A 20,805-nucleotide genomic window follows, 5' to 3' on the forward strand; every position below is an offset into this window, starting at 1 on the left:
ATTTGGTTAATCATTTCAGTCACGCTTTCCGACCATTTTTTCAGGAACAACCCAGGCGTCGAACTGTTCCGCAGTAACGTAACCGGTGGCAACTGCAGCGGCCTTGAGTGTTGTGCCTTCGTGGTGTGCTTTTTTGGCGATTTCCGAAGCTTTATCGTAGCCGATATGCGGATTAAGCGCGGTAACGAGCATCAGTGAATGCTGCATGAGTGCGTCGATACGTTCATGATTGGCTTCAATGCCGACAGCACAGTGATCGTTAAAACTGGTGATGCCGTCTGCAAGCAGGCGCACGCTGTGCAGGAAATTGTGAATAATCAGCGGTTTCATCACGTTGAGTTCGAAATTTCCCATTGCACCACCCATATTGATGGCAACGTCGTTACCCATGACCTGGCAGCACAGCATGGTCATGGCTTCTGATTGGGTCGGATTGACTTTGCCGGGCATGATCGAACTGCCGGGTTCATTCTCAGGGATTTTGAGTTCGCCGATGCCGCAACGCGGGCCGGATGCGAGCCAGCGGATGTCGTTGGCAATTTTAATCAGCGAAGCGGCCAGCGTTTTCAAAGCGCCATGCGCATGCACCAGTGCGTCATTGCTCGCCAGTGCTTCAAATTTGTTTGGCGCGGTGACAAATGGCAGCTTGGTCTGATAGCTGATTTCTGCTGCCACGCGGGCGGCGAATTCAGGATGTGCGTTCAATCCGGTGCCGACTGCGGTGCCGCCGAGCGCAAGTTCATATAGGTGAGGCAGGGCGGCTTCGGCATGTTGCAGACCATGATCGAGTTGCGCAACATAGCCGGAAAATTCCTGCCCGAGCGTGAGCGGCGTGGCGTCCTGCAAATGTGTACGGCCGATTTTGACAATACCGGAAAAGGCTTCGGCCTTGTTGGCCAGCGTATCGCGCAACAGCTGAATGGCAGGTATAAGCTGATGGTGAATACTTTGTGCGGCAGCGACATGCATTGCCGTCGGGAATACGTCATTGGAAGACTGGCCTTTGTTGACATCATCATTGGGGTGAATTTTGCGATTGCTGCCGCGCCCGCCGCCGAGCAGTTCCGAGGCACGATTGGCCAGCACTTCGTTCATATTCATATTGGTCTGCGTGCCCGAACCCGTCTGCCAGATGACCAGTGGGAACTCATCATCATGCTGACCGCTGATGACTTCATCCGCCGCCTGTATAATGGCAGCGGTGGAAGCGGCGTTCAGTAAATCGAGATTATGATTGACGGTGGCGGACGAGCGCTTGACCTGCGCCAGCGCATGAATAAAGGCTGCGGGCATCTGCTCGCCGGATATTTTAAAGTTTTCCAGCGAACGCTGCGTCTGTGCGCCCCACAGTGCGGATTCAGGCACTTGCACTACGCCCATGGCGTCGCGTTCTTCACGGTAACTCATAAAATACCTCCAATACTGCAATCAGCCTGCTCAATACGCCAGCCGTCAATTTAGGCACGGCTTATTCCCAATTCAATGCACCACCCGTCTGATACTCGGTGACACGCGTTTCAAAAAAGTTCTTTTCTTTCTTCAAGTCAATCATTTCGGACATCCACGGGAACGGGTTGTTGGCGTCCGGATAGAGCACATCCAGTCCGATCTGCTGACAACGGCGGTTGGCGATATAGCGCAGGTATTCCTTGAACATCGGAGCATTCATGCCGAGTACGCCACGCGGCATGGTGTCTTCCGCGTAATGGTATTCCAGGGTAACGGCCTTGCGCATCAAGGCAACGATTTCTTCGCGGAAAGTCTTGGTCCATAGAGACGGATTTTCCATTTTGATCTGGTTGATGACATCAATGCCGAAGTTGCAGTGCATCGATTCGTCGCGCAGAATGTACTGGTATTGTTCCGCTGATCCGGTCATTTTGTTCTGCCGTCCCAGTGCAAGAATCTGCGTAAAGCCGACATAAAAGAACATGCCTTCCATGATACAGGCGAAAACAATCAGGCTTTTGAGTAGCTGCTGGTCGGTTTCAAGTGTGCCGGTTTCGAAGTTCGGATCGGTTAGTGTGTCGATGAACGGAATCAGAAACTCGTCCTTGTCGCGGATCGATTTGATTTCATGGTACGCATTGAAGATTTCGCCTTCGTTCAGGCCCAGCGATTCGACAATATATTGATATGCATGCGTGTGAATCGCTTCTTCAAACGCCTGGCGAAGCAGATACTGGCGGCATTCCGGATTGGTGATATGGCGGTAAGTGCCGAGCACGATATTGTTGGCGGCGAGGGAATCGGCAGTGACGAAAAAGCCCAGGTTGCGTTTGACAATGCGGCGTTCATCCTCGGTTAATCCGTTGGGGTCTCTCCACAATGCGATGTCGCGGCTCATGTTGATCTCCTGCGGCATCCAGTGATTGGCGCACGCGGCAAGGTATTTGTCCCAGGCCCATTTGTATTTGAAAGGAACCAGTTGATTGACATCCGCGCTGCAATTGATGATTTTTTTGTCTTCAACCGATACCCGCCGTTGCGTGCTGCCGGCTACCGGCTGTGCACCGGCCTGTTCACCGTCTGATGAGTCGATTGTGTCAACCGTCAGGGTTGCAAACGCTTCTGTTTTGTTCCGGCTCTTATCGGCTTGCATCAGTCCTTTGGGTAAAGAGGATGCGGGATTCGTAGGGTTCGCGGGTTTTCCGGGTTGTGTCGGTTCATCTTCAAATGTCAGCATGTGATTACTCCTTTTCGTTATGGCTTGGATGTACAGTTTGGGTTGCCAGATTTATTGGCAGGATTCGCAACTTTCATCATCAATGGCGCAGTACTTGATTTCTGCAGCCGCTTCTTTCTTGCTGTCGCTGGAAATGCCGCCATGTGCAGGCACGGCATTGAGCGAACCAGCCTGAACAGTGGATTTTTCCGCTGCTGTCGCGCCCATGGATCGTAAGTAGTAGGTTGTTTTCAGGCCGCGCAGCCAGGCCAGTTTGTAAGTTTCATCAAGTTTTTTTCCAGAGACGCCTGCGATATAAATATTTAACGACTGTGACTGGTCGATCCATTTCTGCCGCCGTGCGGCCGCTTCGATGAGCCAGACCGGATCCATTTCGAACGCGGTAGCGTAAAGGGTACGGATGTTATCCGGAATGCGGTCGATTTTACTGATCGCGCCGTCAAAATATTTGAGGTCGGAGATCATCACTTCATCCCACAGATTGCGCTGTTTCAAGTCGTTAACCAGCGATTTGTTGGCGATGGTGAATTCGCCTGACAGATTGGATTTGACATACAAATTCTGATAGGTCGGTTCGATGCTGGCCGATACACCGATAATGTTGGAAATTGTTGCTGTCGGCGCGATGGCCAGGCAGTTGGAGTTACGCATGCCGTGCTTTTTAATCTGTTTGCGCAAGGCATCCCAGTCCAGCGTGGCAGACATGTCTGCTTCGACGTAGCCGCCGCGTTCTTCCTGCAGCAGATTCAGCGATTCGTGCGGCAGTATGCCTCTGTCCCACAGGCTCCCCTTATAGGAATTGTAACAGCCCCGTTCTTTGGCGAGCTCGCTGGAAGCCCAGTAGGCTTCGTAGGCGATACGTTCCATGGAACGATCTGCAAATTCGACGGCCTCAGCAGAAGAGTAAGGGATGCCCAGGCGGTGCAGACAATCCTGAAAACCCATAATACCCATGCCGACAGGGCGGTGCCGCAGGTTGGCGTTTCGGGCTTTGGGTACAGCGTAGAAATTAATGTCCACGACATTGTCCAGCATACGCATCGCGGTACGGATAGTGCGTTTTAATTTGTCTTTATCCAGTTCGCCATTGTTCAGGTGCGCAACCAGATTGACAGACCCCAGGTTGCAAACGGCAATTTCCTTTTCATTGGTGTTAAGAGTGATTTCCGTGCATAAATTCGAGCTGTGCACGACACCGACATGATTTTGCGGTGAGCGTATGTTGCAGGGGTCTTTGAAAGTGATCCAGGGATGACCTGTTTCAAACAGCATACTCAGCATTTTGCGCCATAGTTGTACCGCTGGAATTTTTTTGAATAATGCCAGTTCGCCACGCGCTGCTTTTTCCTCATACACCAGGTACGCCTGTTCGAACTGACGGCCGAACTTTTCATGCAGATCCGGTACATCGGAGGGTGAGAACAGCGTCCATTCGCCGCCTTCCATGACGCGCTTCATAAACAGGTCGGGAATCCATGTGGCAGTGTTCATATCATGCGTGCGGCGGCGGTCATCACCGGTATTTTTACGCAATTCCAGGAATTCCTCGATATCCAGATGCCAGCATTCCAGATAGGCGCATACGGCGCCTTTGCGCTTGCCGCCCTGATTCACGGCGACAGCGGTATCCGATACTACTTTGAGAAAGGGCACCACACCCTGGGATTTGCCGTTGGTTCCCTTGATGCGCGCACCCATGGCGCGTACTGCAGTCCAGTCGTTACCGAGCCCGCCTGCGTATTTGGCGAGCAGGGCGTTTTCCTTGATTGCTTCGTAAATGCCGTCGAGATCATCGGAAACAGTGGTGAGATAGCAGGAAGACAATTGCGAGCGACAGGTACCGGAGTTAAACAGCGTAGGTGTCGAACTCATGAAATCGAAACTGGAGAGAACATGATAAAACTCGATGGCGCGGGTCTCACGGTCAATTTCATTGAGTGCCAGTCCCATGGCGACGCGCATGAAAAACGCCTGCGGCAATTCGATGCGTTTTTCCTTGATATGTAGAAAATAACGGTCATACAGCGTTTGCAGTCCAAGATAATCAAATTGCAGGTCGCGATCAGCAAGCAGGGCTTCGGACAGCTTTGCGAGATCAAACTGCGCAAGACGCTCATCAAGCAAGCCGGATTCAATACCTTTCCTGATAAAGGTCGGGAAGTATTCCGCATATTGCGTATGCATGTCCTGATGCGATACTTCTTCACCGAGCACTTCGGCACGGATGTTATTGAGCAGCAGGCGTGCGGTAACATAACCGTAGGCAGGCTCTTTTTCGATCAACACCCGTGCTGACATAATTGCGGATTTTCTGACTTCCTCCTGTGTGACGCCATCGTATAATTCACGCAAAGTGGCTTTGAGGATCAGGGCGGGATTGACTGTGTCCCCCAGGTCTGCGCAGGATGATTCGATTAAAGCGGTTAAACGAGCAGTATCAAGTGGTACTCTTTGTCCGTTATCGGTAACATATAGTGTGTCCTGTTGCGCCTTGGCTGTATTTTTTTCCTTCAGGCGGGCACGCTCGCGGGCGCGTTCTTCACGGTATAGCACATAAGCGCGTGCCACATCATGCTCGCCTGAGCGCATCAGCGCGAGTTCAACCTGATCCTGGATATCCTCGATATGAAAAGTGCCGCTCTCAGGTTTGCGGCGCAGCAGAGCACTGACGACATCCTGAGTCAGGCGGGCTACAAGCTCTCGTACGCGAACCGATGCAGCGCCCTGTCCGCCATCGACAGCAATAAACGCTTTGGTCATCGCCACTGAAATTTTGACCGGCTCGAATGCAACGACAGCACCGTTGCGACGAATAATCTTGTAGTGTGAAAATTGCTTGTGATCGGTCTGGGTATCTAAAAAAGCGTTGTTTTCAGATATGGGCTTCTGGTTTGAAGTTTCAGTGACTAGCTGCATGTTTTCGACTCTCCCTGATTCATTGGTGTGATATAAAGCGCCATGATTCCAATGTGTTATTTGGAAAATATTAAGCTAAATCTAAAAAATCCAAATAACGGATATAACCACTATATATAGTATTAAGTTATATTTAATACGTAACTGGTAGTGCATATTAAAGTTTACTGGGGAACAATGTCAACCTAAAGTTAATAAAATTAAGCGTGAAAAAATTAATAAAGTCATCAAGTCAAATCTGTAGAATCAGAGAAACAATTTTGTCGCTCGGTCCATTGATGCAGAGTACTTTACGAGTAAAAATAATTTGTTGAAAAACTGTTGTGCTTGAATCCTCCAGATATTTGAGAGGACCCGATTAATTAACAATATGTTATTAATTGATGTTTGGCGATAGCATGCTTACAAAGGAAATATATGTACCCTGACCAATGGCACTTGCTCAAAAGCAGACGCTTTTTGCCACTTTTCCTGACCCAGTTTCTGGGTGCGTTTAATGACAATGTGTTTAAAAACGCGTTGGTGATTCTGATTACCTACACACTGGCTGAGGAATCAATGCTGAGTCCGCAAATCATGGTAACCGTGGCAGCCGGTATATTTATTTTGCCGTTTTTTTTGTTTTCGGCGATTGTCGGCCAGATCGCGGATAAATATGATAAGGCGCGATTGATACGTATTATCAAAGCGATTGAAATTGTACTGATGCTCGGTGCTGCACTGGGGTTTTATTTAGAGCAGACCTGGCTGTTGATGTCTGTTTTGTTTTTGATGGGAACGCAATCGACTTTTTTCGGCCCGATTAAATACGGTATTTTGCCTGATCAGTTGCAGGAAAACGAATTAATAGGCGGCAATGCGCTCATCGACAGCAGTACATTTGTTTCCATTCTGCTCGGTACAATTTGTGGCGGTTTATTGATTATGGCGGAAAACGGTGCGTTTATTATTTCGTGTATCGTGATTGTTGTTGCAGTTCTGGGTCTGGTCAGCAGTTTATCGATACCGCCCACCCAGTGTGCAGATGCCACTCTGAAGATTCGTTATCATTTCTTGCATGAAACGCACGCCATCATTCGGCAAGTGCGCCAGCATCCGGTTATTTTTCGTTCTATTCTGGGAATTTCCTGGTTCTGGTTGTTTGGTGCCAGCTTTTTATCGCAATTTCCAACATTCGCGAAAGATGTCATTGGCGGCAATGAACAGGTCGTCACCCTTTTTCTTGCAACGTTTACAATCGGTATTGCGATCGGCGCATTATTCTGCAACCGGCTGCTCAAAGGGGAGGTGGCTGCAACCTATGTGCCACTGGGCATTCTGGGAATGACTGTGTTTACCGTGGATATGTATTTTGCCAGTAATCAGTTGATACGCAGTAACCCAGAAACATTAATCGGCGCTACTCTTTTCCTGGAATCATTCATGCACTGGCGTATTCTGATTGATTTGCTGGGTATTGCCATTTGCGGTGGTATTTATATCGTGCCGCTTTATGCGATTATTCAGGATCGTGCCGAGATGTCGCATATGTCACGCACATTTGCTGCCAATAATATTCTGAATGCCTTGTTCATGGTGGTTTCAGCCATCGGCATCAGCGTTATGCTGGCGTTTGATTTTTCTGTCATCGACGTGTTCCTGGTAATCGCCATTATCAATGGTGGGGTGGCTGTTTATATTTCCAGCCTGCTGCCGGAAGCACTGGTCAAATCCATCCTGTACTGGATTTTTCATGTCTGCTACCGGCTCGATATCAAAGGTGCCGCGCATCTTCGTAAAATGGACAGTAAAACCATTATCGTCGCCAATCATTTGTCATTTCTTGACGCAGCGTTGATTGGCGCCAGCATCCCGCATCATGTCAGTTTTGCAATTAACACGCATATGGCCAGGCGCTGGTGGTTACGGCCATTTTTGTTCCTGACCGATACCATTGCACTCGATCCGGCGAATCCCATGTCAACCCGGTCACTGATTGACCGGGTTAAAAAAGGGCGCAGAATCGTGATATTTCCAGAAGGGCGACTAACGGTAACCGGTTCGTTAATGAAAATTTATGAAGGTCCGGCGATGATTGCGGATAAAACTGCGGCACAGGTACTACCAGTTATTATCTCCGGCGCACAATACACGACTTTTTCCAGATTGCGCGGCAAGGTGCGTATACGCTGGTTTCCAAAAATTACACTTACCGTCATGCCACCTTTACAGTTTGATCTGCCGGATGATCTGCACGGCAGAAAACGGCGGCAGATGGCCGGTATCAAACTGTATGATGTGATGTCCAATATGATGTTTCGAAGCAACGATTTGAACCAGACATTGTTTCAGTCATTACTGGATGCCCGTACTGTTCATGGTCGCCGCCATATGGTTGCCGAGGATGTGGAGCGTAAGCCGGTTAATTATTCGCAGCTCGTTATGCGCTGTTTCATATTGGGTGCTGCGTTAAAAAAACAGACAGACAGCGGCGAGATTGTAGGTATTTTATTACCGAATATGGTGAGTACCCTGATCAGTTTTTTTGGATTGCAGGCTTACGGACGCGTACCGGCGATGCTGAATTATTCTACCAGCCAAAAAAACCTGATGTCCGCATGCAAAACTGCGGCAATTATTACAGTGATTACTTCCAGGCGCTTTATCAAAGCGGGCAAATTGACTCACTTGATCGAAGGCCTGGAATCAGCTCAGATTAAAGTCTGCTATCTGGAAGATCTGGTGCAGCAGATTTCACCATTGGCTAAACTCATGGGAATGCTGGCGAGTCTCGCGCCACAGACTTATTACCGTTTTATGAATAAAAGCCGTGACTCAGAAGCAACGGCGGTTGTTTTGTTTACCTCGGGCTCGGAGGATGTACCCAAAGGCGTGGTACTCAGTCATAAAAATATTCAGGCAAACCGCTTTCAGGTTTCATCCCGTATCGATTTCGGTCCGGCCGATATCGTTTTTAATGCACTGCCGGTTTTTCATTCGTTTGGATTGACAGGTGGCACGCTGTTGCCCGTGCTGGCGGGTATCCGAACTTTCTTTTACCCGTCACCACTGCATTACCGTGTCATTCCGGAGCTTGTTTACGATACCAACGCAACGCTCATGTTCGGGACCGATACTTTTCTTTCCGGATATGCCCGTTTTGCGCATGCCTACGATTTTCAGAGTGTGCGTTATGTGTTCGCCGGCGCGGAGAGGTTGCGAGAGGAAACACGTCAGCTATGGGCGGATAAGTTTGGTGTGCGAATTTTTGAAGGATATGGCACAACTGAAACTGCGCCGATTCTGAGCCTCAATACGCCCATGCATACCAAACCCGGCACGGTCGGGCGTTTGATGCCGGGTATGTGCTATCGGCTGGAGGCGATTCCGGGCATTCAGAATGGCGGTAAACTGCTTGTATCCGGCCCCAATATTATGAAAGGATACTATCTGCCGGATCAACCGGCTGTGCTGCAGCCACCGGGGGAGGGCTGGTATGATACCGGAGATATCGTATCGGTCGACGCGCTGGGTTATCTTGCTATTCTCGGTCGCGTAAAGCGTTTTGCCAAAATCGGTGGTGAAATGGTTTCGCTGGTTGCAGTGGAAAATTATGTGAGTCAGCTTTGGCCCGATTATAATCATGCGGTAACGCATTTGCCGGACCCAAAAAAGGGCGAACAGATTATTCTGGTTACAACGCATGCCAATGCACAGCGTGAAACGCTGATCAGCTACGCACAACAACATGGGATCAGCGAATTAAGTATTCCTAAGACCATTCTGATCATCGATGAAATTCCTTTATTGGCTACTGGAAAAATCGATTATGTGACATTGCGTGAATGGGTCGAATCCCGGTATCAATCATGAACAAGGTTAATTGCTACACGATGGCTGCACAGCTTTCCCTGTGGTTTTTGTAACTTTTAGCCAAGAAAACTGATGCCGATCATTGTAATTCCGCCAACACCATAAATGAGAGGGCTGTCCCAGGTATGTGGAGAAAAAGCTTCGGCCAGTGTGATTAATATCGGCAATGTCAGCAGCGCAACGATAAATTGCGCAAAAGTAAAATGTTGCTGAAACGCTGCAATCGCGATCAAGGTTGTCAGAAATACGCAGGCACTGCCAATATAGCTGCGCACGTATTTTTTCCGGGTAAAAAGTGCATAGGTGGTATATTTTCGTTTTCCATAACGTATGCCGATGGGTTCAGCAAGGCCGTCACCCACGCCGTTGGCTATGATAATAACCATGATGAGCGGTAACATATCATGGCTTTCGAAATACATTAACAATGGAATGAGTACTGCATAACTTGCGATAAACTGTGTATAAAGCCAGGTCAGTGTCAGCGGCCTGTCTTCCGGCCTGTCAAATGAGCGAAACATGATAAACAACGGTTTAATCCTGTTACGTACAGGGGTGATAAAGCAGGCTAGAAAAATAAATACACATACCATATCCATGAAGAATGTGGCTGCATTGTATGAGTACTCGATTACGGACAACAAGAAGACCGGAAGGAAGAAGAAAGCGAAGTGATTTATTTTCCGTGTATAGTTAACTTTTAAATCTCGATAAATAACCAATAACCCATTCAGGTACTGAATCAAAAATAATAATGCGTAAAAAACCGCATGATGCAGCCAGTATTCGATGGGAATGTTCATTCTATTTTAAAAGTGTTGTTTCTTGTATATAAAAGACTTACCAAGTCCAGGTTTACAACATCTGAACTGGCCAGCGGCATTCAGTTTTAAATTCTGTTTATATTTGAGATATAAATGAAAAGCGTTTTAATGACACATTGCGGCATCATACCGTTACAAACCTGATTATTAAACATTCCATGTTTGAAGCCGAGAAAATTGATAAGGACAATGCCTTAAGCTGGGATATTTTTTGCCGGGTAATTGATAACTTCGGGGATATCGGCGTAAGCTGGCGGCTTGCACGTCAATTGCGGCTGGATTATCAGCAGGCAGTGCGTCTATGGGTGGATGACTTGAAAAGCCTGGCATGTATCGCGCCACAAATAAAACCTGATTTGACGCGGCAATTCCTTCACGGTGTCGAGATTTGCCACTGGCAACAGCCGTTTTCGGCAGCGGTGCCGGCAGATGTCGTGATTGAGATGTTTGCCTGTGATCTGCCGGACACTTTTGTCACCGCAATGGTGCAGTCAGAGCATTCCCCAATCTGGATCAATCTGGAATACTTGAGCGCGGAGCGCTGGGTGCCGGAATATCATGGTTTGTGTTCGCCGCATCCGCGGCATCATTTGAATAAAACTTTTTTTTTCCCGGGGTTTGTGCCGGGTACCGGCGGGCTGTTGCGTGAAAAGGATCTGCTTGAGCAGCGTCAGGCATTTGATAAAAATGCAGAATGGCAATTCTGGCAATCTATCGGTTTGCCAGAACGCAGCGCTGACGAATACCGTGTATCGCTGTTCTGTTATGAACATGCGCCACTGGCGGAATTGATCGATGTATGGATACGATCTCCCGTTTCCGTTGTTTTGATCATTCCGCAGGGTGTTGTGGCGGATCAGGTTGTGCGGATAATGCATACGCGATCGAAGCGAGATAGTAGTGTAATCAAATCTGGTCAGTTATCCATACAGATTATTCCATTTTTGGAACAATCCCGGTATGACCGATTGCTGTGGGCTTGCGATCTGAATTTTGTACGTGGTGAAGATTCATTCGTCCGGGCGCAATGGGCGGGAAAACCGCTGGTCTGGCATATTTATCCACAGTTGGATAATACTCACTGGAAAAAACTCGACGCATTTCTTGATTGCTATACCGATCAGGCAGTCAGCCAGATATCAGAAGAAACGGCCGATGTAATACACAAGCTCTGGTACGGCTGGAATGCAATGAGTGCAATCGACTCAACTGACTGGTTGGCATTTGTCGATTGTTTTCATGCGATTGCACTACATAGTATGGATTGGATGCGACAGCTGGCATTACAGAATGATTTGACGTGCAATCTGGTAAAGTATGTCAGAAATCAGCTATAATTCCCTGTTTTTTTAAAAGCGTTTGCCTGCAAATACTGTAGTGCAACAAGTTGTTTACAATCACTTTTAGTAGGAAGAACTATGAAGACCGCAATGGAACTACGCTCAGGAAATGTTGTGATGATTGGAAACGATCCTATGGTCGTGCAGAAGGCTGAGTTCACAAAGTCCGGACGTAATGCATCTGTGGTAAAGATGAAGTTAAAGAATCTGTTTTCCAATTCAACAGCCGAATCCGTTTATAAGGCGGATGAAAAATTTGATATGGTGGTACTGGACCGCCAGGATTGTACATACAGTTATTATGCCGATCCGCTTCATGTATTTATGGATGCTGAATATAATCCGATTGAGGTGGAAGCGGACAACATGCAGGATGTATTAAATTATCTGATTGATGGCATGGAAGACGTTTGTCAGGTGACGTTTTATGATGGCAAGGCAATTTCAGTTGAGCTTCCATCCACCATAGTGCGTGAAGTCGAATATACAGAACCTGCTGTGCGGGGTGATACCACCGGCAAGGTCATGAAACCGGCACGCTTGCAGGGAACCGGCTTTGAGATTCAGGTGCCGGCATTTGTGGAAATAGGCGATCGCATTGAAATTGATCCGCAAGCCAATGAATTTAAAAAACGCGTTTAAGCCTTTGCCATAGTGCTAACACGCCTGCGGTTCTGGTGCGAATGCTCCGTCAATATGCGCTATTGGCGGCGTAACAGCCGGTTGATCCACATATGCACTACGTGCGCTGTTGTTAGTTGACTTTTTTAAATCTGTTATGTCAAAAGGCAGAATTGCCGCACAAAGTAGAAAATTTAATAGTTAGTTAATAGAATTGACCCCTTTTCAAGAAAATTTTACTTTTGACTCTGGTTATGTTTCGGGGAATTGCCGAATGACACAGAATTTCTAACGCTTACCCTTTGCTACAGGTCAGTTTTTTTGGTCTGTGAGGGCTGTGCGTTATGCTCGCATCTACGTGATAGCCTGTGCTGGCAATTAAGATGATACGCGTGTATTTGTTGATTGATTTTGCTCGAGCAGGCTATCCCATGCTTTGACAGCTGTCAGGTGGATGCTGAAACGTGAAAATACTGAGTGATTGGAAACATCATCCACAAGGGATAGTCCCGAAAAGCGCATGACATGCAGACTGACATTGGCCATGTCCTCCACCACTTTGTCACTGAGGTCATTGTGTAAAAGTCCCGGTGTATATATTCGGCAAGTTAGCTGCCGCGATATTTTCCTGAAATTACTTGCGTGTTAATGTCATCTCTTAATTAACATTAAACATGTCAATTTAGCTAGTTGGCATAAAGTTCCCGTAATTTACAATGTGTCAGAATATTTTACAGCTTAGAATTTCCGAATCAGTAAATCAGTAAGCTCCTATTGGTCCCGTCACATGGCGTTTGAGGTCGCTGCCAGAAGTTAATATTCCTGTACATTAAATTTCTAATTTGTCTTGCAGTTAATATATTAACTATTTGAATCCAAGATTTATAACTGAAATGATTGCTTCAAAATTAGAAAGCTGATTTGCTGGCATTAGAGAAACAAGTTCGATAAAGTTACATAGCAATTAATTACTAAAATTGATCCGATACTCAATAAAATAAAGCTCATATCAATCATAAGTCTGAAGATTATTTCAATTCCTTTTGAATCTGAGAGTTACAGAAAATCAACAAATAATTGTCACATAGCCTTCGGTAAAATGTCGGAATACCTTACAGTCGAATAATTTATATCCTATAAGTCATTGTAATTAATTGTTAATAACACATGGCACGTTTCTTGCATCACGTATAATAAGTAAAAATTTCGATAGAGATTGGCCTATATATAAAATACTTTATTAACGAACTCTATGGTTTTGATCATAGTGTGATCGTGTCATTTTGATTACTTTGTTCCTGCTTTTAAATTTTAGCCAAGTTGCTTGATTGAGTGATGTTTACCGCCTGTTACTAAGAAAAGTGAGGTCAATGTGAATACCGGGATCAACTTAAAAATGGAAATGTTTGAAACAAATGAACAGAGCAATACTACCAGTAAAAAAATACAAAAAAACATGTTTCAATATAACAGGAAAATTCCAGGCAGACGAAGGGATGATTGTATTCAAAATGCGTTAAAGAGCACGTTATTTAATGAAATACCGCTTGCAATATTTTATCAGGACTTAAATCTGCGATATATTTCCGTCAATCAAGCATTCGCTCAATTTGTAGGTCAACCCCCAGAAAACATTGTCGGTAAATCCGTTACCGATTTATTCCCCGCTGAACAAGCAGAGAAACTTCAAGCAAGCTATAAGCTTGCATTGAAAACTGAAAGAAAATTAACCAATATTTATCAATGGCCAACCAATGACCATGGAGAAAATCTGTATTTATCCATATTCATTGCACCTTTTTATGATAACGAGGGACAGATTGCCGGACTGGTCGGTACCCATGATGACATCAGTCACTCTATGAGAGCATCTTTAGTTAATAACAACTTGCTGCGCGAAAACAGATTGCTTACACAAAAACTGTTTAGTGTTCAGGAAGATGAACGTCGTAGCCTTGCACGCGATCTACACGACGAGCTGGGTCAATGGCTTATTGCCATCCAGACAGAGGTTGAAGAAATAAAAAAAATTGCCGGTAAAAATAAACCGTTACAGTCAAGTATACGAGCCGTTCAAAAATATGCTAAGAGCATGCATAAAGTAATCCGCAGCATGTTGCAGAAACTACGTCCTGTTTTGCTTGATACACTTGGACTGACGCTATGCTTACACGAGCAAAAAAAAGACTGGGGTACCCGCCACCCTGAAATCGACTATGAATTGATTATCGAGGATGACTTTAAAAACATTGATGAATCAATCAGTATTATTGTGTACCGCATAATTCAGGAAGCACTCAATAATGTCTGTTTACATGCACAGGCCACCAAAGTTCAGATTTGTTTAAGTTGTGAAAAGAATGAATATGTAAATTTGGATCACTTATGCCTGAGAATTAAGGACAATGGAGTTGGTTTTGATCCTAACAAAAACACAAAAGGGTATGGACTGCTGGGGATGCGGGAACGAGCCATTGCGGCATGCGGTGACTTTACATTGCGTAGCAAGCCCGGAGAGGGCACATTAATACTTGCCAAACTACCCCTGACAGGCCGTTGAGAAACACTTTTTAGATAGCGAATGTAAGACAAAACAGGATGAGAAAGAAGGGCTGATGCATACTAAATGGGCCTTGAATTCTTGTTGTTAACGCCGCAATATCAACGCAGTTTGTTGTTACAAATGAGTAGAAAGCTATCGTAATGACCGCAAACAAAACTATTACTGTATTGTTGATTGACGATCACCCTGTGGTGCGTTCCGGGTATCGACGTTTGCTCGAGAACACAACGGATATCAAGGTTGTGGCAGAGGCGGATAACGGCGAACTGGGTTGCGTGTTGTACCAGAAGTATAAGCCTGATATTGCTATTATTGATTTGAATATGCCTGGCATTGGAGGGCTGGAAACTATTTATCGCATCAAGAAAAAAAATCCTCATGCAAAAATACTTGTTTTCAGCATGCATACCAATGAGCCAATAGTAAAACGCGTATTGCAAATGGGCGTTTCCGGATATATAACAAAAGAGGAAAGCGCTGAACAATTACTCAAAGCGGTACGCCAGGTAAGTCAGGGGCGTATGTACATTGACCCAGAAATCAACTCAATCGCACTTACCGAACTTTCAATGAATTCTTCTAACGAACCACTGGACGTGCTGTCCAAACGTGAGTTCCAGTTATTTCAATTGCTGGCTGAAGGAAATTCAATTGCGCAAATTGCTGAAATTCTCTCAATCAGCCCGAAAACTGTCGGCGTTCATCATGCAAATATCATGAAAAAATTGAAACTGCAAAATAACCTTCAGCTCATACGTCTGGCTATTCGCTGCAATATTATTTGCCCGTAATTTATTTTTTGAGAACCGAAGTGCCGATCTCAGATAGAAATTGCAGAGCTAGAAGATAGCCCATATATCCTGATAACGCAGCATTTTTCTACCGAATTAACGTGCTTGACTGTTAAAAGTTTAGGCTGGTTTTTGTTTAAGCGCCTCATGTGTAAAAACTGTCACATCCAGCTGGCGCTTGAGTTCCTGAGCGCTTGTCGCTTTCTTCCATTACGTCATCATATAAATGACCAGATTCCAGATTCCAGATTCCAGATTGTCAGTGGAAGTTTGGTATTTTCAGTACAGTACCTGCAGTTGGAAATTATTGGTAGCTACAATTCAGACATCCCCATAGACTGCGATCGTTATGGGTACAGGTATATCACTTTCTGCCGCAGCGTAAACATTATTAATCCTGCGGCCCTGTTTTTTGAAGCAAACAATGCTGCTTGATATTGCGCCTCAGTGCCTTACCGCCGCAGAAAATCACGCAGCGATATGTCGGCCTGAAATTGAATGTTATTCATTGTTGCCAGTGTTTTTCACTCGGAATCTCTTTCTCTTGTTTTTGCTTTCTATTCCAGAGGCCTGCCTGCAGAGAAGATTAACCATTCAGGAAGCTTTTTAAGCAAATTCTTTAGTGGGGATTAAGCAATTTGCTTATATTAAATTTTTTATGAATCCACAATAATGGATTAAGCCTCGACTATTTAATTTTATAGCTTGGTTGTTACCTGGTATTACTTTTTATCAAGGAGAAATGAACTATGAATCAATTTAACAAAAAAATCTTAGTGGCGAGTATTGCGCTCGCCTTTGGTGCGGCAGGTAATGCCTGGGCAAATCCGACTAATAACGCCTTTGAGGCTGTTGGCAACCAAACAGCAACTGCTGATAGCAATCAAAGTGGCTCAGGTATTGCTGCCAACGAATTTTCAACGGCGGAAGACAACACAAATAACAGTCAAACAACTACGGCTGATAACAACAGCAACAACAGCGACAACAGCAATAACAGCGACAACAGCAATAACAGCGACAACAGCAACAACAGCGTCCAGAATATTGCTGACAACAACAGCAACAACAGTGACAACAGCAACAACAGCGACAACAGCAACAACAGCGACAACAGCAACAACAGCGACAACAGCAACAACAGTGTCCAGAATATTGCTGACAACAACAGCAACAACAGCGACAACAGCAACAACAGCGACAACAGCAACAACAGCGACAACAGCAACAACAGCGTGCAGACTTTTGTTGACAACAATAGTGACAACAGCTCAGCTACCGCGGTTGATGCAGCTGCGAATAACAACAGCACCGCTACGTCAAATAACTCAAATAACAGTTCTGCAAATGCGTCTGCAGATGGCTCAGCATCAGCTAACAACGGCAGCAACTCAACTGTGAACAACAGCAACAACAGTGATAATAGCGTTGCTGACGCAACAGATGGCGCATCTGCCAACAATGGTGGCACTGCAACAGCAAATAACAGCAACAACAGCGATAATAGTTTTGCAAATGCTGAGACCGGTGCTGCATCTGCCAACAATAATAGCAGCTCCATGGTGAATAACACCAATAACAGTGATAACAGCTATACCGAAGCCAATGGTGCCGGATCTGCAGCTGCAAAAAATGGGGATGCAACTGCTACCTATTCAGTTAACAACTCAATGCTTGAAGGTACTGTAACAGGTGCAGGTGTTGGCGCAGTTGTGACTTCTGGAGACAGTGGTGGCGCAGCTACTTATACAGCGAGCAACACTATTGCCGATTCCGTTAACGGCGCAGCTGGTATTAACCAAATTGTGCAAAATCATGGTGCCAATGCTCTGGCGCAGCAGCAAGTCTCATTCCAGGGTAACGTTAATGTCAATCCCGCTGCTGTTGGACCTTAATACTGTCACAAACAGTTTAAAGCTACGCTACAACACTATTATTTGATCTTAAATCTCTTGGGAGAAATAAAATGAATCAATTTAACAAAAGAATTATAGCGGCAAGTATTGTGCTTGCCTTTGGTGTCAGTGCAAATGCATGGGCAAATCCAACCAACAATGCAGAATTTGTCAATGATCAGACAGCGACAGCAACCAGCGACCAGAATTCTTCTGGCATCGCTGCTAATGAATATTCAACTGCTTCTGATAACACTGATAATAGTGTGCTAAACACCACTGATGATCATTCAGACAACAGCAACAACAGTGACAACAGCAACAACAGCGACAACAGCAACAACAGCGACAACAGTCAACTCGCAACGACTGATGATCATACAGATAACAGCAACAACAGTGACAACAGCAACAACAGCGACAACAGCAACAACAGCGACAACAGCAACAACAGTGACAACAGTCAGCTCGCAACAACTGATGATCATTCAGACAACAGCAACAACAGCGACAACAGCAACAATAGCGACAACAGCAACAACAGTGACAACAGTCAGGTCGCAACCACTGATGATCATTCAGACAACAGTTCAGCTAATGCAACCGATGCCGCTGCGAATAACGGCAGCACCGCTTCGTCAGATCGCTCAAATAATAGCAGTGCAGACGCCAGTGGCGCTGGTTCAGCAGCAGCTAACAATGGCAGCACTTCGACAGTAGATAACAGTGACAATAGCAACAATAGTACCGCTACTGCATCTTCTGGCGCATCAGCTAACAATGGCGGCACCGCAACAGCAGACAACAGCGATAATAGCGACAATAGTTTCGCTGATTCAGTCGGTGGCTCAGCTTCAGCCAATAATGGCAGTACCGCAACAGTCGATAATACCGATAACAGCGATAACAGCCAGACGCTTGCAAACGGTGATGGCTCTGCATCAGCACAAACTGGAAATGCTACTGCCACCTACTCAGTTAACGATTCTGTTCTAAGCGGTTCGGTAACAGGCGAAGGTAGCACGGGCGTATCTGTCGCATCTGGATCTGCCGATGCTGCATATACAGCTGATAACACCATCAGCGGATCCTTCAACGGCGCCGCAGGTATTAATCAGGTGGTTCAGAATCACGCTCCCGGCGCACTGGCACAACAACAAGTGTCATTCCAAGGCAACGTAAATGTTAACCCTTAATTTTGTCTGTTAGCTAAAGTTGCCGCCCATATGTAACTTTAGTTGATGATCAAAACTGCCGGGCGGGACTTGTTCCCTCCCGGCAAGTTCGGGCAAAACATAATAATAAATATATAAGAACTAGGGGGATAATATGGAATGGATTTTAAAGAACTTTAGGTTTTTTTTCCTGATCCTGGTGTTACCCTTCCATTCGGCGAGTGCGACATCAACACAATCGGATGAGAAAATTGCGTTGCAGCATTTTACTGCGAAAGAAGCATCTTTGGACGAACTTGATAATGCAAGAGGGCGCGAGGGCATTGATATTACTGCTCTTAACAATCTGGATGTCAGCGCGACATTAACAGGCAATACTGCTAACAACAATTTAACAGGTACTAACATGATTGATGCCAGCGCATTTACTGGTGCAAGCGGCATGTTTTCGGTTATTCAGAACACAGGCAATAATGTTATTATTCAGGATTCAACCATCGTGAATGTAACGATACTTCCCTGATATTTATAATGACAGCATTTTAAATGCCTCCCTGCGAATATGAAACATATCAAATACGCCTTGCTATCGATGATTGCTCTAATTAGCACCAAAGCATACACTCTTGATATTAATAGTATTGCAGGTGGAGGGAACTTTAATATATCGGGAAAAAGTTTTGCCGATATGCGTTTTAGCACAGTTTACAAACAGCAATTTGATTTCAGCTGTGGCTCGGCGGCATTAGCGAGCCTGCTTACTTTCCATTATGACGACGATGTAAATGAACAGAATGTATTTCTTGATATGTTCCAGAACGGTGATCAGGAAAAAATAAAGGAATTAGGATTCTCGCTGCTGGACATGAAAAATTATCTTGATCGCCGCGGTTATCGATCAAACGGCTTCAAAATGGAATTGGATCGTCTGCATGATGCTAACAGTCCGGCAATAACGATTATCAATGCCGATGGTTATTTGCACTTTATTATTATTAAGGGATTGACGGAGCGACAGGTTCTTGTCGGTGATCCGGCCATAGGTGTAAATATTATACCGCGTGACCAGTTTGAAGAAATGTGGGAGAACCGCATATTGTTTCTGATACAGACAGATAATGATTTGATGGCAGGCAACTTTCAGAATCAAGAAGAATGGCAAACGCGTATGGCACCGCTGGCTAATGCAATCGACCGATCAAGTTTAGCTGAATATCATGTATTAATGCGAGGTAACACTACTCCCGGCCCATTAGACTTTTAAAATTTTCGGGTCTTTAAAGCGAGCGTATATATGTTAAATATCTGCCAAAAATTATTAAAATCCGTATTCATTATAGTCGTGGGCTCAAGTATCGCCGGGCAAGTATGGGCGCATAATTATTCAAGTAAATCGGCTGTCATTAACAGCATTGATAAATACTGGGTTGTTGCAACCGATGAAGAACTAGCGCTACAAAGAGGCGGATTTGTACTGCCTAATGGCGTAACAATCGATATTAGTCTGGAGCGAATTATTCTTCTCAATGGAATAGAAACCAGCTCCACTTTCTTTCAATTTCCGGAAAATAATACACTGCTGCTACAAAGTGGCAATGAGAACATGGCACCGGACTCGATTGGTTCAACATTGGGTACTGTCATCCAGAATAGCCTGGACGATCAAATTATCAAAGCAATTAACGAAATCAACATAGAAATCAGTAATCTGCAAAATGCCGGATTTGATCATAGCAACCATCACACTCACTTTGATTCTATTTTGCCGATGTTGCAGTAATGATTTTCAGGCACCTGTTTTTTCTCGATGATTAGATTAACTTCTTTTTCAGATAATCGTTGTAGATTCATAATGCTATTAGGTTACTTCTTTGTAACCGGTGATTCTTTTTGTGCATAAATACCTGGTGCTTAGAAAGCAAAATGCACAAACACGCCTTGATGATTAACTTACCTAGAATCTATTAATCATAAGTAACGCATATATATAAAAAACAGACGCTGTTTTATATCGCAATTTCTAATAACACTGATTATATAAGGCAGTTATAATGATATTTGTTTTATTTATAAAGTCTTGCCGATTTAATCCGAATGATAAAAGACTTCAATAAAATGAATAAAAAATTTTTTATATGAGTT

At 45.1% G+C, this 20,805-nt stretch carries 15 protein-coding genes; 10 read left to right on the forward strand and 5 right to left on the reverse strand.

Features of this window, described 5'->3' with window-relative positions; genetic code table 11:
• Window positions 1-15 precede the first annotated feature (15 nt).
• The 3 genes from fumC to C8R11_RS01540 form a co-directional block, all read right to left on the reverse strand.
• Window positions 16-1,407, reverse strand: coding sequence for a class II fumarate hydratase (gene fumC / locus C8R11_RS01530; protein ID WP_107794151.1), 1,392 nt, complete (start codon window positions 1,405-1,407; stop codon window positions 16-18).
• Between the two features lie 61 nt (window positions 1,408-1,468).
• The gene (locus C8R11_RS01535) at window positions 1,469-2,686 is read right to left on the reverse strand and encodes a ribonucleotide-diphosphate reductase subunit beta (protein ID WP_107794152.1); all 1,218 of its coding nucleotides are present in this window, start codon (window positions 2,684-2,686) and stop codon (window positions 1,469-1,471) included.
• Window positions 2,687-2,737: 51 nt separating this feature from the next.
• The gene (locus C8R11_RS01540) at window positions 2,738-5,602 is read right to left on the reverse strand and encodes a ribonucleoside-diphosphate reductase subunit alpha (RefSeq protein ID WP_107794153.1); all 2,865 of its coding nucleotides are present in this window, start codon (window positions 5,600-5,602) and stop codon (window positions 2,738-2,740) included.
• A gap of 417 nt (window positions 5,603-6,019) precedes the next feature.
• On the opposite strand from C8R11_RS01540, the gene C8R11_RS01545 reads away from it, so the two are divergent.
• Complete coding sequence (locus C8R11_RS01545; protein ID WP_107794154.1) at window positions 6,020-9,454, forward strand: acyl-[ACP]--phospholipid O-acyltransferase; 3,435 nt, start codon at window positions 6,020-6,022, stop codon at window positions 9,452-9,454.
• Between the two features lie 56 nt (window positions 9,455-9,510).
• On the opposite strand, the gene C8R11_RS01550 is transcribed toward C8R11_RS01545, so the two are convergent.
• Window positions 9,511-10,257: a hypothetical protein gene (locus C8R11_RS01550; RefSeq protein ID WP_107794155.1), complete on the reverse strand. Its 747-nt coding sequence runs from the start codon at window positions 10,255-10,257 to the stop codon at window positions 9,511-9,513.
• A 179-nt stretch (window positions 10,258-10,436) separates the two neighbouring features.
• On the opposite strand from C8R11_RS01550, the gene earP reads away from it, so the two are divergent.
• Both earP and C8R11_RS01560 read left to right on the forward strand, forming a co-directional pair.
• The gene (gene earP / locus C8R11_RS01555) at window positions 10,437-11,615 is read left to right on the forward strand and encodes an elongation factor P maturation arginine rhamnosyltransferase EarP (protein WP_107794189.1); all 1,179 of its coding nucleotides are present in this window, start codon (window positions 10,437-10,439) and stop codon (window positions 11,613-11,615) included.
• Window positions 11,616-11,696: 81 nt separating this feature from the next.
• Entirely contained in the window at window positions 11,697-12,260 is a 564-nt protein-coding gene (locus C8R11_RS01560) for an elongation factor P (protein WP_107794156.1), read from the forward strand.
• A 357-nt stretch (window positions 12,261-12,617) separates the two neighbouring features.
• On the opposite strand, the gene C8R11_RS01565 is transcribed toward C8R11_RS01560, so the two are convergent.
• Window positions 12,618-12,863: a transposase gene (locus C8R11_RS01565; RefSeq protein WP_342352447.1), complete on the reverse strand. Its 246-nt coding sequence runs from the start codon at window positions 12,861-12,863 to the stop codon at window positions 12,618-12,620.
• A 748-nt stretch (window positions 12,864-13,611) separates the two neighbouring features.
• Here C8R11_RS01565 and C8R11_RS01570 point away from each other — a divergent pair.
• The 7 genes from C8R11_RS01570 (at window position 13,612) to C8R11_RS01615 (ending at window position 20,443) form a co-directional block, all read left to right on the forward strand.
• Complete coding sequence (locus tag C8R11_RS01570; RefSeq protein ID WP_146159042.1) at window positions 13,612-14,799, forward strand: sensor histidine kinase; 1,188 nt, start codon at window positions 13,612-13,614, stop codon at window positions 14,797-14,799.
• A gap of 143 nt (window positions 14,800-14,942) precedes the next feature.
• Window positions 14,943-15,593 carry a response regulator gene (locus C8R11_RS01575; RefSeq protein ID WP_107794159.1) on the forward strand — a complete coding sequence of 217 codons (651 nt, stop codon included), beginning with the start codon at window positions 14,943-14,945 and terminating at the stop codon, window positions 15,591-15,593.
• Between the two features lie 749 nt (window positions 15,594-16,342).
• Window positions 16,343-17,488, forward strand: coding sequence for a hypothetical protein (locus C8R11_RS15960; RefSeq protein WP_181258124.1), 1,146 nt, complete (start codon window positions 16,343-16,345; stop codon window positions 17,486-17,488).
• Between the two features lie 71 nt (window positions 17,489-17,559).
• Window positions 17,560-18,684, forward strand: a complete 1,125-nt coding sequence (locus C8R11_RS01600; protein WP_107794163.1) for a hypothetical protein — start codon at window positions 17,560-17,562, stop codon at window positions 18,682-18,684.
• Window positions 18,685-18,817: 133 nt separating this feature from the next.
• The gene (locus tag C8R11_RS01605; RefSeq protein WP_107794164.1) at window positions 18,818-19,186 is read left to right on the forward strand and encodes a hypothetical protein; all 369 of its coding nucleotides are present in this window, start codon (window positions 18,818-18,820) and stop codon (window positions 19,184-19,186) included.
• A gap of 39 nt (window positions 19,187-19,225) precedes the next feature.
• Window positions 19,226-19,927 carry a C39 family peptidase gene (locus tag C8R11_RS01610; RefSeq protein ID WP_107794165.1) on the forward strand — a complete coding sequence of 234 codons (702 nt, stop codon included), beginning with the start codon at window positions 19,226-19,228 and terminating at the stop codon, window positions 19,925-19,927.
• 30 nt (window positions 19,928-19,957) lie between these two features.
• Window positions 19,958-20,443: a hypothetical protein gene (locus C8R11_RS01615; protein WP_107794166.1), complete on the forward strand. Its 486-nt coding sequence runs from the start codon at window positions 19,958-19,960 to the stop codon at window positions 20,441-20,443.
• Window positions 20,444-20,805 lie beyond the last annotated feature (362 nt).

The sequence above is a fragment of the Nitrosomonas aestuarii genome (genome assembly GCF_003046585.1).
Lineage (GTDB): Bacteria > Pseudomonadota > Gammaproteobacteria > Burkholderiales > Nitrosomonadaceae > Nitrosomonas > Nitrosomonas aestuarii.